The sequence below is a fragment of the Streptococcus mitis genome (assembly GCF_005844455.1).
GTDB lineage: Bacteria > Bacillota > Bacilli > Lactobacillales > Streptococcaceae > Streptococcus > Streptococcus mitis_BF.
This window is the reverse complement of sequence record NZ_SPGF01000019.1, coordinates 13,362-30,088: the sequence shown is the minus strand read 5'-3', so window position 1 is coordinate 30,088 and position 16,727 is coordinate 13,362. Positions and strand designations below refer to the sequence as shown.

The following is a 16,727-nucleotide window of genomic DNA, read 5'->3' as shown; positions in this document are numbered from 1 at the left end:
CCGGTGGAGGGAGCAAGCATTGATTCTTCTACAGGAGTCATCACTTTTACACCAAATGCTGTTAAGAAAGACGCTTTAGGTCAACAGACACTTCGAGTTAAGGTAAAATATTCTGATAACTCGGAAGATTTAGTGGAAGTTCCTATAACAGTTAAGGATAAAACGCAAGCAACTGTCACAGTAGCAGATGGGGCAATCGATCCTGCTACCAAGAAGCCTGTCGTGACTGTATATGCCAACGAATCCTATAGTTTTGATGTTAAGGCAGTCGACAACAGTGAAAGCATTAACGATTTAGAAGATGCTGATCGATTAAATAAAGATAAATTAGATTGGTTAAAATCTAATTCGCTTGCTTATCAAAACGCTGGAAATAGACAAACTAATCGAGGCAAAAAAGGCTCAGAAACCAACCCCTATACTATCCACTATGAAGGAACAGCTCCTAAAACATCAGGTCAATATACTAGCAGAGTGAGAGTGTGGGATAGCTCTGATAACAACCATGAAGTTGAATTTATTGTTAAAGTCTTACCGCAGAAAGATAAATATCAAGATTTGACATCTAATGCAGGTGCAGAGCAAAGAATTCAAGTTAATAAACCGTTCTCTTACAAACCAGAAGATTTTGTAAAGGCGGAGAACGTTCAAAAACTCAAAAACTTGAACAATGGGCAATCTGTATCATTCCGATTTAAAAACAATAGTGTGCCTCGTACAAATTTTGAAGGAGTTAAGCCACAAGATAGCGTAGTATCGCAAACGGTAAATCCAATAATTGAAGCTGTATTCTCTGACGGTTCTGTTGCTGAGATTCAAGGCACATTAGTGATTGAAGATCGTGAAAACGCGACATCCAAGTTAGTTGTTAATGATACTGATAAGCGAGTTACAGCGGAGACTACCGCTACTAGTATGCCTGAAATTCAATTTGAAATTGGAAGTGCTATTAACTTTAAAATCGAGACTACAGATGATAGTAAAGTATTGGATGTAGATTTACCTGAAGCTTTACCAAATTGGTTGAAATCAGATGATCGGACTTATCAAACCGCTAATAATAAAGCAAATCGTGGTAGCAAAGGACAGCCTGGTGGAGAGGCGTATGTAACTACGTTTACTGGAACTACACCGAAAACACCGGGTGAATATACTATTAAAATTCGTTCATGGGATGGTGCAAATAAATCACACATTACACAATTTAAGATAGTAGTTAAAGATACAACTGCACCTAATATAAACGTTGAGTTGCCGCTTAAGGATAATATCAATAATTCGAGTGATGGCTTTAAGCTAAAAGAAAAAACTAAGATTGTTTATCGTGGAGAATCGTTTGAATACTATGTGACCGCAACAGATAATTCTGACAATTTGAAAGAGTTTACTGTTTGGAGAGATGCTAAACATCAGTCAACTACACCAACATGGCTGAACAAAGAGATGATTGAAAAGGATGGAGACAAATTCCGTTTCAAATTATCGGGAGAAGTACCAAATGATGTGGGTGCTGATAAGCAAGATGATTTTAGTGGCAAGAATAGATACTCTCATACAGTTGTAGCTACTGATTTAAGCGGTAATTCAAGCCCACGATCTGAAGGTCATTATGTTCTTAGAATTTGGGAACGTACTGCTAAATACGATGTAGCTTATGCAAGCAACCAAGTTGCGAATACAGGTTCGACATTGACAATTCAAGCCCCAACATTCACAGATATTTCTGGGGAAACACCTGTGAGTGCTCAAACTCCAGATCGAACTAGTTATGAGCTAGTAAATTCGGTGGAGGGAGCAAGCATTGATTCTTCTACAGGAGTCATCACTTTTACACCAAATGCTGTTAAGAAAGACGCTTTAGGTCAACAGACACTTCGAGTTAAGGTAAAATATTCTGATAACTCGGAAGATTTGGTGGAAGTTCCTATAACAATTAAGGATAAAACGCAAGCAACTGTCACAGTAGCAGATGGGACAATCGATCCTGCTACCAAGAAGCCTGTCGTGACTGTATATGCCAACGAATCCTATAGTTTTGATGTTAAGGCAGTCGACAACAGTGAAAGCATTAACGATTTAGAAGATGCTGATCGATTAAATAAAAATAAATTAGATTGGTTAAAATCTAATTCGCTTGCTTATCAAAACGCTGGAAATAGACAAACTAATCGAGGCAAAAAAGGCTCAGAAACCAACCCCTATACTATCCACTATGAAGGAACAGCTCCTAAAACATCAGGTCAATATACTAGCAGAGTGAGAGTGTGGGATAGCTCTGATAACAACCATGAAGTTGAATTTATTGTTAAAGTCTTACCGCAGAAAGATAAATATCAAGATTTGACATCTAATGCAGGTGCAGAGCAAAGAATTCAAGTTAATAAACCGTTCTCTTACAAACCAGAAGATTTTGTAAAGGCGGAGAACGTTCAAAAACTCAAAAACTTGAACAATGGGCAATCTGTATCATTCCGATTTAAAAACAATAGTGTGCCTCGTACAAATTTTGAAGGAGTTAAGCCACAAGATAGCGTAGTATCGCAAACGGTAAATCCAATAATTGAAGCTGTATTCTCTGACGGTTCTGTTGCTGAGATTCAAGGCACATTAGTGATTGAAGATCGTGAAAACGCGACATCCAAGTTAGTTGTTAATGATACTGATAAGCGAGTTACAGCGGAAACTAGTGCTACTAGTATGCCTGAAATTCAATTTGAAATTGGAAGTGCTATTAACTTTAAAATCGAGACTACAGATGATAGTAAAGTATTGGATGTAGATTTACCTGAAGCTTTACCAAATTGGTTGAAATCAGATGATCGTAATTATCAAACCGCTAATAATAAAGCAAATCGTGGTAGCAAAGGACAGCCTGGTGGAGAGGCGTATGTAACTACGTTTACTGGAACTACACCGAAAACACCGGGTGAATATACTATTAAAATTCGTTCATGGGATGGTGCAAATAAATCACACATTACACAATTTAAGATAGTAGTTAAAGATACAACTGCACCTAATATAAACGTTGAGTTGCCGCTTAAGGATAATATCAATAATTCGAGTGATGGCTTTAAGCTAAAAGAAAAAACTAAGATTGTTTATCGTGGAGAATCGTTTGAATACTATGTGACCGCAACAGATAATTCTGACAATTTGAAAGAGTTTACTGTTTGGAGAGATGCTAAACATCAGTCAACTACACCAACATGGCTGAACAAAGAGATGATTGAAAAGGATGGAGACAAATTCCGTTTCAAATTATCGGGAGAAGTACCAAATGATGTGGGTGCTGATAAGCAAGATGATTTTAGTGGCAAGAATAGATACTCTCATACAGTTGTAGCTACTGATTTAAGTGGTAATTCAAGCCCACGATCTGAAGGTCATTATGTTCTTAGAATTTGGGAACGTACTGCTAAATACGATGTAGCTTATGAGGGAACTTCTGCAGGGCAACCTACTATCTTTGAAGTACAACCCGGAAAAGAAATTCAAATTGAGAAAACATTGAGTTATACAGATATCTCTAAAGAGGGAGATAAGAAAATTGCTCCAAAACCTGATAGAACGAATGTCAGTGTAAATAGTGTTCCTAATGGATTGAAAGTTGAAATCGGCGAAGACGGGAAAATGAAGATTACAGCCACAGAATCTTTAGCAAATACCACTCAAGATCTTACTGTAACTGTGACTTACTCTGATGGTTCAATTGATACAGTTCCTGTTAAAATTAGAGTGGGTAAACAAGTTAAGAACACTGAAGACTTAGTTGAGAAAGCTGAAAAAGCTTACGCCGAATTGGACAAAGCGATTAAAGATGCAGGCGACTTAGTGACACCGGATGAGCTCGCAGGACTTCAAGATAAGTTAGCAAAAGCTAAACAAGAAAAACAAGCCGCTCAAGACGCCGTCACTGCTTTACCAGAAACGGTTAAGGATCAAAAAGATGGCTTCCAAGGACGTCTTGATAAGTTAGTGGATCCAACACTTCCAACCGTTAACGATGCCGATAACAACGGAATCGCTGATGATGTGGATAAACAAGTTGCGAACGCTAAAGACTTAGTTGAGAAAGCTGAAAAAGCTTACGCCGAATTGGACAAAGCGATTAAAGATGCAGGCGACTTAGTGACACCGGATGAGCTCGCAGGACTTCAAGATAAGTTAGCAAAAGCTAAACAAGAAAAACAAGCCGCTCAAGACGCCGTCACTGCTTTACCAGAAACGGTTAAGGATCAAAAAGATGGCTTCCAAGGACGTCTTGATAAGTTAGTGGATCCAACACTTCCAACCGTTAACGATGCCGATAACAACGGAATCGCTGATGATGTGGATAAACAAGTTGCGAACGCTAAAGACTTAGTTGAGAAAATAGATGCGCGTAAAGCTACTAAAGAATTACCAAATACAGGTACAGTGGATTCTACTGTAGCTATGGTAGCAGCTGCCGCAAGTGCAGTACTTGGTCTTGGTCTTGCAGGCCGTCGTCGTAAAGAAGACGAAGAAGCTTAATTGGTAGATTGTTTGATAAACATCAGATAATAAATCTGATTTTCAAAGCTTAAGCAAGTACCTCTCGTAAGAAAATCTCCTAGCAGAAAAGCCTGCTAGGAGCCATATTATAGAACCAAAAGTTCGGGTTTATGACTCGAACTTTTTTCATTGCAATTGTGCAAAAGAGAAAAAGATAGTAAAATAGATGTATGATTATTTTACAAGCCAATAAAATTGAACGATCTTTTGCAGGAGAGGTTCTTTTTGATAATATCAACCTGCAGGTTGATGAACGTGATCGGATTGCTCTTGTTGGGAAAAATGGTGCAGGTAAGTCTACTCTTTTGAAGATTTTGGTTGGAGAAGAGGAGCCAACCAGTGGAGAAATCAATAAGAAAAAAGATGTTTCTCTGTCTTACCTAGCCCAAGATAGCCGTTTTGAATCTGAAAATACCATTTACGATGAAATGCTTCACGTCTTTGATGACTTGCGTCGGACTGAGGAGCAACTTCGTCAGATGGAACTGGAGATGGGTGAAAAGTCTGGTGAAGATCTGGATAAACTGATGTCAGATTACGATCGTTTGTCTGAGAATTTTCGCCAAGCAGGTGGCTTTACCCACGAAGCTGATATTCAAGCGATCTTGAATGGATTCAAGTTTGACGAGTCTATGTGGCAGATGAAAATTTCCGAGCTTTCAGGTGGTCAAAATACTCGTCTAGCACTGGCTAAAATGCTCCTTGAAAAGCCAAATCTCTTGGTCTTGGACGAGCCAACCAACCACTTGGATATCGAAACCATTGCCTGGTTGGAAAATTACCTAGTGAATTATAGCGGTGCGCTCATTATTGTCAGCCACGACCGTTACTTTTTGGATAAGGTTGCGACGGTTACACTCGATTTGACCAAGCATTCTTTGGATCGCTATGTAGGTAATTACTCTCGTTTTGTTGAGTTAAAGGAGCAAAAGCTAGCTACTGAGGCAAAAAACTATGAAAAGCAACAGAAGGAAATCGCTGCTCTGGAAGACTTTGTCAATCGCAATCTAGTCCGAGCTTCAACGACCAAACGTGCTCAATCTCGCCGTAAACAACTAGAAAAAATGGAGCGTTTGGACAAGCCTGAAGCTGGCAAGAAAGCAGCCAACATGACCTTCCAGTCTGAAAAAACGTCGGGAAATGTTGTTTTGACCGTTGAAAATGCGGCTATTGGCTATGATGGGGAAATATTGTCAGAACCTATCAACCTTGACCTTCGTAGGATGAATGCTGTTGCCATCGTTGGTCCCAATGGTATTGGTAAGTCAACCTTTATTAAGTCTATCGTGGATCAGATTCCTTTTATCAAGGGAGAAAAGCGATTTGGTGCCAATGTTGAGGTTGGCTACTATGATCAGACTCAAAGTAAGTTGACAGCAAGTAATACTGTACTTGATGAACTCTGGAATGATTTTAAACTGACACCTGAAGTTGAAATTCGTAACCGTCTAGGTGCCTTCCTTTTCTCAGGAGATGATGTTAAAAAATCAGTCGGCATGCTGTCTGGTGGCGAGAAAGCTCGTTTGTTGCTTGCTAAACTTTCAATGGAAAACAATAACTTCCTGATTTTGGACGAGCCGACCAACCACTTGGATATTGATAGCAAGGAAGTGTTGGAAAATGCCCTGATTGACTTTGATGGAACTCTTCTATTCGTCAGCCACGACCGTTACTTTATCAATCGTGTGGCAACTCATGTACTGGAATTGTCTGAGAAGGGTTCGACTCTTTACCTTGGAGATTACGATTACTATGTTGAGAAGAAAGCAGAAGTAGAAATGATTCAGGCTGAGGAAGCTTTAACTAGCAATCAAGCAAAAGAAACAAGTTCAGTTAATGACTACCAAGCTCAGAAAGAAAGTCAGAGAGAAGCCCGCAAACTCATGCGCCAAATCGAGAGTTTAGAGGCTGAAATCGAAGAGTTAGAAACTCAAAGCCAAGCCATTTCTGAACAAATGCTGGAAACCAACGATGCTGAAAAGCTCATGGAATTGCAGGCTGAACTGGACAAAATTAGTCATCGTCAAGAAGAGGCTATGCTTGAGTGGGAAGAATTATCGGATCAGGTGTAAAGATGGAAAGGAATGTAATATTTTGTTTAAGATAAAATGGGACGATGCTTCTTATCATAATAATTCAGAAAAAAAAGAAAAAGATGTAGATACTTTTGTATTTTATTTAAATGATTGGGATGATTATAATTATTTAATAACATTTACTGTTTGCTATTATGATCAAAATTTGCAAGAGATACTTTTGGGAAACTATAGAATTTATAATCATAAAATAGAAGAACAACAAAAAGAGAGAAAGTTCGTCTTCTTTCAAATTGAAAATGATATATCAGGAAATAATTTTTATATTTGTGATAGTAATGATCAAATAGAATCCTTAAATGAGATGTATTATTCATTAGCTCAGAATATTTCTTTTTACCAAAAATTATATAATTTAGGTCCAGAATATTATGAGAAGTTTTTGAAAGTATTTCGAGATTTAACAGTTACAACTTTACCAGAAGAAATAAAAGAAAATGAAGGAGTAAAGTATGCTCTATTAAGAAATGATGGAACAACAAAAAGTGCGGAAATTATTAATTTAAATGAATTCCTCAAAGAAATTGATGAAAATTTGAATATTGGAAATTTTTCTGAAGATAATTCAGTTACGACCATATTTCAAAAGTTTATAAAAGATGAGACTTTTGAGAGGTATGAGAGATTATTCAATCAGATAAAACTTTTTAGTACTTGGAGTAAAGATTATCTTACTTCTATTCTTAAGAAAATAATTGAAGAGATTAAAAACTATGGAAGTAATCAACAATTAAACGAGGAACAACTAGAATGTTTTATAAAATATCTTAATAATAACAAAACCGAATTAGACCGTGATTTATATTTAGATAAAGAACCTATCAAAGAGATTAAAGAAGCGGTTGAATGCATAAAAGATTTTTTAAGGATTGACCTAGAAAATTTTTCTGTAGATTATAACTTAGTTCATTATACCTCTCTCTCTACACTTGATGTTTTGGTGAAGAAAAGCCAAAATACTGAAAATAATTATTCCAGATTGAGATTGAGCAATGCTAGGCAATTAAATGATCCTACCGAAGGTTCTGTCTTTTTAAATCAGGTTGGATTTGATTTGGATACATTGTCGCAACTAGACTATGAACCGACAAATATTTTTTTATCCTCTATGTCAAAATCTTCGGATGAAAATGGTTTAAGTGATAGTTTACCAATGTGGAAACAATATGCCGATAATGCAACCGGAATTTGTCTCACCTATGATAGAGATTATTTAAAAAGTTTAATTAAGAAGAAATCAGATACTGATGGTTCTAAAGTAGAATTCTATCGAGTGTGCTATACTAAAGAATTAGAATCTGATGATAATAAAGCTATTTTAGAACAAATTAATAAAATAAAAAACAAGCTTAAAGAAATCGATTTGAAGGATTCTCTAGGCAGAATATTGTTAGAATTTGATATAGTTAGATATTTATTTAAAGGATCTGAGTATGAATATGAGCAAGAATATAGACTGATTAAAGAATGTAATGATGACGAAATCCAAATTGAAAAATATGGAGAAATGAAAGTTCCAAGACTGTTCACTTATCTGAGTGAGGAACTAAAATATTCAAAAATTAAACTTGGTCCTAAATGCGATGATATTGATTTTATTGCTCCCTATATAAAATACGTTGATCGAAATATTGAAGTAACTAAGTCACAAATTTCTTATCGTTAATTTAAAGTGTTTTATTTCTGAAAAAGGGGAGTAAATAATGGAACATCTTGGAAAGGTATTTCGTGAATTTCGAACAAGTGGGAAATACTCCTTAAAAGAGGCGGCAGGTGAATCATGTTCAACCTCTCAATTATCTCGCTTCGAGCTTGGGGAGTCTGATCTAGCAGTTTCTCGTTTCTTTGAGATTTTGGACAATATTCATGTGACTATTGAAAATTTCATGGACAAGGCTAGGGATTTTCAAAATCATGAACATGTTGCCTTGATGGCACAGATTATTCCGCTTTACTACTCAAATAATATTGCTGGTTTTCAAAAGCTTCAAAAGGAACAGCTCAAGAAAGCGAAGAGTTCGACCAATCCCCTCTATTTTGAGCTGAATTGGATTCTGCTACAAGGACTGATTTGTCAAAGAGATGCTCATTACACGATGAGTCAGAGTGATTTGGAAAAGGTAGCAGATTATCTTTTCCAAACAGAAGAATGGACCATGTATGAGTTGATTCTTTTCGGGAATCTCTATACTTTCTACAATGTGGACTATGTAGCTCGGATTGGCAGAGAAGTTATGGAGCGAGAAGAGTACTACAAGGAAATTGGTCGGCATCGTAAACTCGTTTTGATTTTAGCTCTTAACTGTTACCAGCATTGTTTAGAAAACCGTTCCTTTGCGGATGCGGACTATTTTGAGGGCTATGTGGAGAAGTTGATTGGAAATGGTATTAAGCTTTATGAGCGCAATATCTTCCATTATCTCAAAGGTTTTGCCCTCTACCAGAGAGATTTGAAAGAAGAAGGTTGTAGTCAGATGCAGGAGGCTATGCATATTTTTGATGTACTTGGACTTCCAGAGCAAGTAGCCTACTATCAGGAACACTACGAAAAATTTGTAAATGCTTAAATTTCCCAAATAGGGGAAAATAAAGAGACTCCTTTCAGTTTTGATACAATAGTTTCAAAATTTGAGAGGAGCTTTTTATATGAATCGACATGCAATCCAGTTGATTAGTCGTGGTGCTATTAATAAAATAGGGAATATGCTCTATGATTATGGAAACAGTGTTTGGTTGGCGTCAATGGGAACGATAGGGCAGACTGTTCTTGGGATTTATCAAATTTCTGAGCTCGTCACATCCATTCTCGTCAATCCCTTCGGCGGAGTCATTTCAGACCGATTTTCTCGCCGCAAGATTTTGATGACAACAGACTTGGTTTGTGGGATTCTTTGTCTGGCTATTTCGTTCATAAGGAATGATAGTTGGATGATTGGGGCTTTGATCTTTGCTAATATTGTGCAGGCTATTGCTTTTGCCTTTTCTAGACCTGCAAATAAGGCCATTATCACAGAATTGGTAGAGAAGGATGAACTGGTCCTCTACAATTCTCGTTTGGAGTTGGTGATGCAGGTTGTCAGTGTGAGTTCCCCTGTACTCTCTTTTCTGGTTTTACAATTCGCAAGTCTTCGCATTACCTTGGTATTAGATGCCCTTAGTTTTTTTCTCGCTTTTGGTTTGGTAGCCTTGCTTCCAAAGAAAGAAGAGAAGGCTTTGGGTGAGAAGAAACTCACATTTAAAGTTATTTTTTCTGATATCAAGGAGGGAGTTCACTATATTGTGAAGCAAAAGGAAATCTTCTTTTTGTTAGTCATGGCTTCAAGTGTCAATTTTTTCTTTGCAGCTTTTAATTACCTCCTCCCCTTTTCAAATCAGCTCTATGGGGTTCAAGGTGCCTATGCCACTATTTTAACAATGGGAGCTATCGGATCTATTGTTGGGGCCTTGTTCGCTAGTAAGATTAAAGCCAGTATGGAAATGCTTCTGTTTTTGTTGGCTCTGACTGGGCTTGGAGTGATGATAATGGATTTCACCCTCCCCTCCTATCTTGCTTTTTCAGGAAATTTCATTTGTGAACTATTTATGACGATGTTTAATATTCACTTTTTACTCAGGTACAAACTAAGGTTGAAGGTGAATATCTGGGGAGAGTCCTTAGTTCGATTTATACCTTAGCTATACTATTTATGCCTATTGCAACAGGTTTAATGACCTTGTTTTCAAGTGTTCATCTTTATTCTTTCTTGATTATAGGACTTGGAGTTGTTGCTTTATCTTTTTTAGCTCTAGGCTATGTACGAACTCATTTTAAAAAAGAGATATAAGTCTGTTTGAGTTTTAAAAATAATTCCAATCTAAGTGTTTTTTCCGCCCTTCTCGTTTGTGAGGAGGGCTTAGTTTATGGTAAAATGGTTTTATGAGTAAAAGAATGAATGAGTTAGTCGCCTTGCTCAATCGCTATGCGACTGAGTACTATACCAGCGACAATCCGTCGGTTTCAGACAGTGAGTATGATCGCCTTTACCGTGAGTTGGTTGAGTTGGAGGCTGCCTATCCAGATCAAGTGTTAGCAGATAGTCCGACTCATCGTGTTGGTGGCAAGGTTTTAGATGGTTTTGAAAAATACAGTCATCAGTATCCTCTTTATAGTTTGCAGGATGCTTTTTCACGTGAGGAGCTTGAAGCTTTTGACGCGCGTGTTCGTAAGGAAGTTGCCCATCCAACCTATATTTGTGAGCTGAAAATCGATGGCTTGTCTATCTCGCTGACTTATGAAAAGGGGATTTTAGTTGCTGGTGCAACACGTGGAGATGGTTCTATTGGTGAAAATATTACAGAAAACCTCAAGCGTGTTAAGGACATTCCTTTGACTTTGCCAGAAGAACTAGATATCACAGTCCGTGGGGAATGTTATATGCCACGCGCTTCTTTTGACCAGGTTAACCAAGCTCGCCAAGAAAATGGAGAGCCTGAATTTGCCAATCCTCGTAATGCGGCGGCAGGAACCCTGCGACAGTTGGATACAGCAGTAGTTGCCAAGCGCAATCTTGCAACTTTTCTCTATCAAGAAGCTAGTCCGTCAACTCGTGATAGCCAAGAAAAAGTTTTGAAGCACCTAGAACAACTAGGTTTTGTGGTTAATCCTAAGAGAATTCTGGCTGAAAGCATGGATGAGATCTGGAATTTTATCCAAGAAGTAGGACAAGAACGAGACAATCTGCCCTATGATATCGATGGGGTGGTAATTAAGGTCAATGAACTAGCAGTCCAAGAAGAATTAGGTTTTACCGTTAAGGCTCCAAAGTGGGCAGTGGCCTACAAGTTCCCAGCTGAAGAAAAAGAAGCTCAACTCTTATCAGTTGATTGGACAGTTGGGCGTACGGGTGTGGTGACTCCAACTGCCAATCTGACTCCCGTTCAGCTTGCTGGAACAACTGTTAGTCGTGCGACCTTGCACAATGTAGATTATATTGCTGAAAAAGATATCCGGAAAGACGATACGGTTATCGTCTATAAGGCTGGAGATATCATCCCTGCCGTTTTACGTGTGGTAGAATCCAAACGGGTTTCTGAAGAGAAACTAGATATCCCTACAAACTGCCCAAGTTGTGACTCTGACTTGTTGCACTTTGAAGATGAAGTGGCTCTCCGTTGTATCAATCCGCGTTGTTCTGCTCAAATCATGGAAGGCTTGATTCACTTTGCCTCTCGAGATGCCATGAATATTACAGGTCTTGGGCCATCAGTAGTTGAAAAACTCTTTGCTGCCAATTTAGTAAAGGATGTGGCGGATATTTACCGCTTGAAAGAAGACGATTTCCTCCTTTTAGAGGGTGTTAAGGAAAAGTCTGCTGGTAAACTTTATCAGGCCATCCAAGCTTCCAAGGACAATTCTGCTGAGAAGCTCTTATTCGGTTTGGGAATTCGCCATGTAGGAAGTAAGGCTAGTCAGCTTTTACTTCAACATTTCCACTCTATTGAAAATCTAGCCCAAGCAGACCCAGAGGAAGTAGCAAGTATCGAAAGCTTAGGTAGTGTAATTGCCCAAAGTCTTCAGACTTATTTTGCTACCGAAGGATCGAAGATTCTCTTAGACGAGTTGAAAGAAGCTGGAGTCAATTTGGACTACAAAGGGCAGACAGTAGTGGCAGATGCGGCCTTGTCAGGCTTGACCGTTGTATTGACAGGAAAATTGGAACGTCTCAAGCGCTCAGAAGCTAAAAGTAAACTCGAAAGTCTGGGTGCCAAGGTAACAGGCAGTGTTTCTAAAAAGACCGACCTTGTCGTTGCTGGTGCAGATGCTGGAAGTAAACTTCAAAAAGCACAAGAACTCGGTATTGAAGTTCGAGATGAAGCTTGGCTAGAAAGTTTGTAATAATTGTTTAAAAACAGAGTTTAGATAATATGACAATGCTTGTCAATCGAGACGAGATTGGTCAAGAATTTATTAGTGAAACAGAAACAAATTAAAAAAAGGAAAAATAAAATGTATAACTACCCTATGCGCATTCATTACCATCGCAAGAATGGTGAATACGACACTTGCTCTTTTGTAAAGAGTAAGGATCAACGAATTGATTTACTGACTTATAAAGAGGATTATTTTGGTGCTTTATTTAGTTTTGAACACCCAAGTGTTCATCCCTTAGAAAGCTTGAATTTTGTGGTTCATACTGGCCAAACTAGTAAAGAGTATGCTATCCGTTTTAATCACTATCCTCTCTTAACGGAGGTCTGGATTTTGGAAGGGGATGATAGAATTTATTATTCTGAAAATCCTGCTATTGCCAGTCCTTTCTATAAGAATCAAAATCCTTTTGCCTTTGACAAGGCTATCAATAGTGCTAGTTTCGACCATCACTGGGGCTACCAAGGGGAATTGGGGTGCCGTGTAGAGGATAATCAGGCTCATTTCGCCCTCTGGGCTCCTACAGCGACAGAAGTGCAGGTTGTTGTTTATGAATCAGCTGCTAATGATGCACCTGTTTGGAAGACTTTTGAGATGGAGAGAGGCAATAGCTACTCTTATAATCATAAAGACAATACAATCGGTGTCTGGAGTTTGGATGTTGAGGAAGATTTGACTGGTAAGGCTTATCAGTATCAAGTCCAATTCCCTCATCACCAAACACTGACACGCGATCCTTATACCATCGCGACCAGTCCTGATGGCAAACGTTCAGCTATTTTGAGTCATGCAGAAAAGCAAGTTGAAAACTTCGAGGTCAAGCATGGTTCGGAGGCTACTTGGCGTTTGACAAATCCATGTAAGGCAGTTATCTGTGAAATGCATATTCGTGATTTGACAAAATCACCGACTTCAGGTGTGGATGAACATCTTCGAGGAACTTTCTTAGGTGCTGCACAGACAGGGACGGTTAACCAGTACGGCCAAGCAACTGCTTTTGATTACATCAAGAAGATAGGCTACAATTATGTTCAGTTGCAACCAATCGCAGATCGTCACAAAGAATACGATGAGGACGGGAATGTAAGCTACAACTGGGGCTATGACCCACAAAACTATAACGCACCAGAAACCAGCCTTTCAACAAATCCAGATGATCCAGCTCAGGTTATTCGTGATTTGAAGACCATGGTTCAAGCTTACCACGATGCGGGTATTGGTGTTATTATGGATGTGGTTTATAACCATACTTTCTCAGTTGTTGATGCACCTTTCCAAACAACTGTCCCTGATTACTATTATCGTATGAATCCAGATGGTACCTTCCAGAATGGAACGGGTGTTGGAAATGAAACAGCCAGCGAACATGAAATGTTCCGCAAGTATATGATTGATTCTCTTCTATACTGGGTGCAGGAATACAATATTGACGGCTTCCGTTTTGACTTGATGGGGATTCATGATGTCAAGACCATGCAGATGATTCGTCAAAGTTTGGATGAAATCGACCCTAACATTATCCTCTATGGAGAAGGATGGGATATGGGGACAGGTCTTGCCCCTTATGATAAGGCTAAGAAAGACAATGCCTACGAAATGCCAAATATTGGTTTCTTTAATGACAATCAGCGAGATGCTGTTAAAGGTGGAGAAGTTTATGGTGCTATCAAATCAGGTTTTGTCAGTGGTGCTGCGACAGAGCCAATTCTAGCCAAAGCAATCCTAGGTAGTCGTGAACTAGGAACCTATACACATCCAAATCAAGTGCTTAACTATGTGGAGGCCCATGACAATTACAATCTTCACGATTTATTGGCGACCCTTCATCCAGACCAAAGTTCCGAGCAAATCATGCGTAAGGTCGAAACAGCCACAGCCATGAATCTGCTCATGCAGGGAATGGCCTTTATGGAAATCGGTCAAGAATTTGGTCGTACCAAACTGGTTGCGACTGGTGAAAATGGTGAGTTGACCCATGATGATAGAGAGCGTGCTATGAATAGCTATAATGCTCCAGACAGTGTCAACCAAGTAAACTGGGACTTGATTAATGAGCGTCAAGATAGTATTGAGTTTATCCGTCAAATTATTCGATTGAAGACAGAAACCTGTGCCTTTTCTTACCCTACTTATGATGAAATTTACCATCATGTTTTTGTTCATTCAGCAAATGAACATAGTGGTTTGATTGTCTATGAGATTCAAGAGAAAGACCATTTACTGGTTGTATTTAATGCTAAAGGGCAAGACTTCCAGTTTGAAAATGCTGGAAATCTAGAACTATTAGTGACCAATAGCCATTTAAGTGATAAAGACATGGTTGGTGGTGTTAGTGCCAGCATCTTTAAAGTCTTGTAGAAAAAATCAAAAGTTTTCAATTATGTCGTATAATTTCTAGGATATCTTCTTGCTAAAAATTATAAAACTCAATGAAGAATAACATAGCATGAAAAAGGTTTAGTTCATCTAAGCCTTTTTTTCTTGTACTGACTGCTTAACAAAAGAGTTCAAATAGTTTGAAAAATCAAGCTTGTGAAAAAAATCTCAAAAATATTGTAAAAAGGGTTGTAATTTTCTGAAAATTTGGTAAAATATATCTTAATCATTTTCAGGAGGACGAGAATTTGACAAGATATCAGAATTTAGTAAATGGAGAATGGAAATCATCTGAAAAAGAAATTACGATTTATTCACCAATCAATCAAGAAGAATTAGGTACAGTTCCAGCTATGAGTCAGGCTGAAGTAGATGAGGCTATGAAAGCTGCGCGTGCAGCCCTACCTGCATGGCGTGATTTAGCACCAGTTGAACGTGCGGCTTATTTGCATAAGACAGCAGCTATTTTAGAACGCGATAAGGAAGAAATTGGTACTATTCTTGCCAAAGAAGTAGCAAAAGGGATTAAAGCAGCAATTGGAGAAGTAGTGCGTACCGCAGACTTGATTCGCTATGCTGCTGAAGAGGGTCTCCGTATCACTGGACAAGCGATGGAAGGTGGCGGTTTTGAGGCAGCAAGTAAAAACAAACTGGCTGTTGTCCGTCGTGAGCCGGTTGGAGTCGTGCTAGCTATTGCTCCCTTTAACTATCCAGTCAACCTTTCTGGATCTAAGATTGCTCCGGCCTTGATTGCAGGGAATGTGGTTATGTTTAAGCCACCAACACAAGGCTCTATTTCTGGTCTCTTGTTGGCTAAAGCCTTTGAAGAAGCAGGGATTCCAGCAGGTGTCTTCAACACCATCACTGGTCGTGGTTCAGAAATTGGGGATTATATCATTGAGCACAAAGAAGTCAACTTCATCAACTTTACAGGTTCAACTCCAATCGGAGAACGTATTGGTCGTTTAGCTGGTATGCGTCCTATCATGTTGGAACTTGGCGGAAAAGATGCGGCTCTTGTACTAGAAGATGCAGATTTGGAACACGCTGCCAAGCAAATCGTTGCAGGAGCCTTTAGCTATTCCGGCCAACGTTGCACGGCCATTAAACGTGTCATTGTTCTCGAGAGTGTAGCAGATCAATTAGCTACTTTGCTTCAGGAAGAAGTTGCTAAATTAACAGTTGGTGATCCATTTGACAATGCTGATATTACACCTGTTATTGACAATGCTTCAGCCGACTTCATCTGGGGCTTGATTGAGGATGCACAAGAAAAAGGGGCTCAGGCTCTTACGCCAATCAAACGTGAAGGCAATCTTCTCTGGCCAGTGCTTTTTGACCAAGTTACAAAAGATATGAAAGTAGCATGGGAAGAGCCATTTGGGCCTGTTTTACCAATTATTCGTGTGGCTAGTGTAGAAGAAGCAATTGCCTTTGCCAACGAATCTGAATTCGGCCTTCAATCCTCAGTCTTTACAAATGATTTCAAAAAGGCCTTTGAAATCGCTGAAAAACTTGAAGTGGGTACAGTCCATATTAATAATAAAACCCAGCGTGGTCCAGATAATTTTCCATTCCTTGGTGTCAAAGGTTCTGGTGCTGGTGTTCAAGGAATTAAATATAGCATTGAAGCGATGACAAATGTCAAATCCATTGTTTTTGATGTGAAATAAAATGTAAAGTCAGGAAATTGTTTCCTGGTTTTATTTTTTACTTTAAAACAACAATTTTATTAGTAAAATGACGAACTTTATGATAGTATTGTAAAAAAACAATTCGTTTTCATAATCTGTTTGAAAATTTCTTGATTT

At 38.6% G+C, this 16,727-nt stretch carries 7 protein-coding genes and 1 pseudogene; all 8 read left to right on the top strand.

Annotated features, from left to right (window positions below; genetic code table 11):
* The coding region (locus FGQ53_RS11745) for a sialoglycan-binding domain-containing protein (RefSeq protein ID WP_171019082.1) at positions 1-4,515 on the top strand (4,515 nt) is incomplete at its 5' end.
* A 191-nt stretch (positions 4,516-4,706) separates the two neighbouring features.
* Positions 4,707-6,608, top strand: a complete 1,902-nt coding sequence (locus FGQ53_RS05180) for an ABC-F family ATP-binding cassette domain-containing protein (protein ID WP_138336348.1) — start codon at positions 4,707-4,709, stop codon at positions 6,606-6,608.
* A gap of 22 nt (positions 6,609-6,630) precedes the next feature.
* The gene (locus tag FGQ53_RS05175) at positions 6,631-8,298 is read left to right on the top strand and encodes a DUF2971 domain-containing protein (protein ID WP_171019081.1); all 1,668 of its coding nucleotides are present in this window, start codon (positions 6,631-6,633) and stop codon (positions 8,296-8,298) included.
* Positions 8,299-8,335: 37 nt separating this feature from the next.
* Entirely contained in the window at positions 8,336-9,199 is an 864-nt protein-coding gene (locus FGQ53_RS05170; RefSeq protein ID WP_138336342.1) for an XRE/MutR family transcriptional regulator, read from the top strand.
* A gap of 79 nt (positions 9,200-9,278) precedes the next feature.
* Positions 9,279-10,456, top strand: a pseudogene (locus FGQ53_RS05165) (MFS transporter).
* A 92-nt stretch (positions 10,457-10,548) separates the two neighbouring features.
* On the top strand, positions 10,549-12,507 hold the full coding sequence (gene ligA, locus FGQ53_RS05160) for an NAD-dependent DNA ligase LigA (RefSeq protein ID WP_138336340.1): 1,959 nt from the start codon (positions 10,549-10,551) through the stop codon (positions 12,505-12,507).
* A 111-nt stretch (positions 12,508-12,618) separates the two neighbouring features.
* Entirely contained in the window at positions 12,619-14,898 is a 2,280-nt protein-coding gene (pulA, locus tag FGQ53_RS05155) for a type I pullulanase (protein ID WP_138336338.1), read from the top strand.
* Between the two features lie 266 nt (positions 14,899-15,164).
* On the top strand, positions 15,165-16,589 hold the full coding sequence (locus tag FGQ53_RS05150; protein ID WP_138336337.1) for an NADP-dependent glyceraldehyde-3-phosphate dehydrogenase: 1,425 nt from the start codon (positions 15,165-15,167) through the stop codon (positions 16,587-16,589).
* The last annotated feature ends 138 nt before the right edge of the window (positions 16,590-16,727 follow it).

Bases quoted from the DNA above. Each gene is read 5' to 3' on its own strand.
- FGQ53_RS05180 (WP_138336348.1), top strand. From the start codon at position 4,707: ATGATTATTTTACAAGCCAATAAAATTGAACGATCTTTTGCAGGAGAG.
- FGQ53_RS05170 (WP_138336342.1), top strand. From the start codon at position 8,336: ATGGAACATCTTGGAAAGGTATTTCGTGAATTTCGAACAAGTGGGAAA.
- ligA (WP_138336340.1), top strand. From the start codon at position 10,549: ATGAGTAAAAGAATGAATGAGTTAGTCGCCTTGCTCAATCGCTATGCG.
- pulA (WP_138336338.1), top strand. From the start codon at position 12,619: ATGTATAACTACCCTATGCGCATTCATTACCATCGCAAGAATGGTGAA.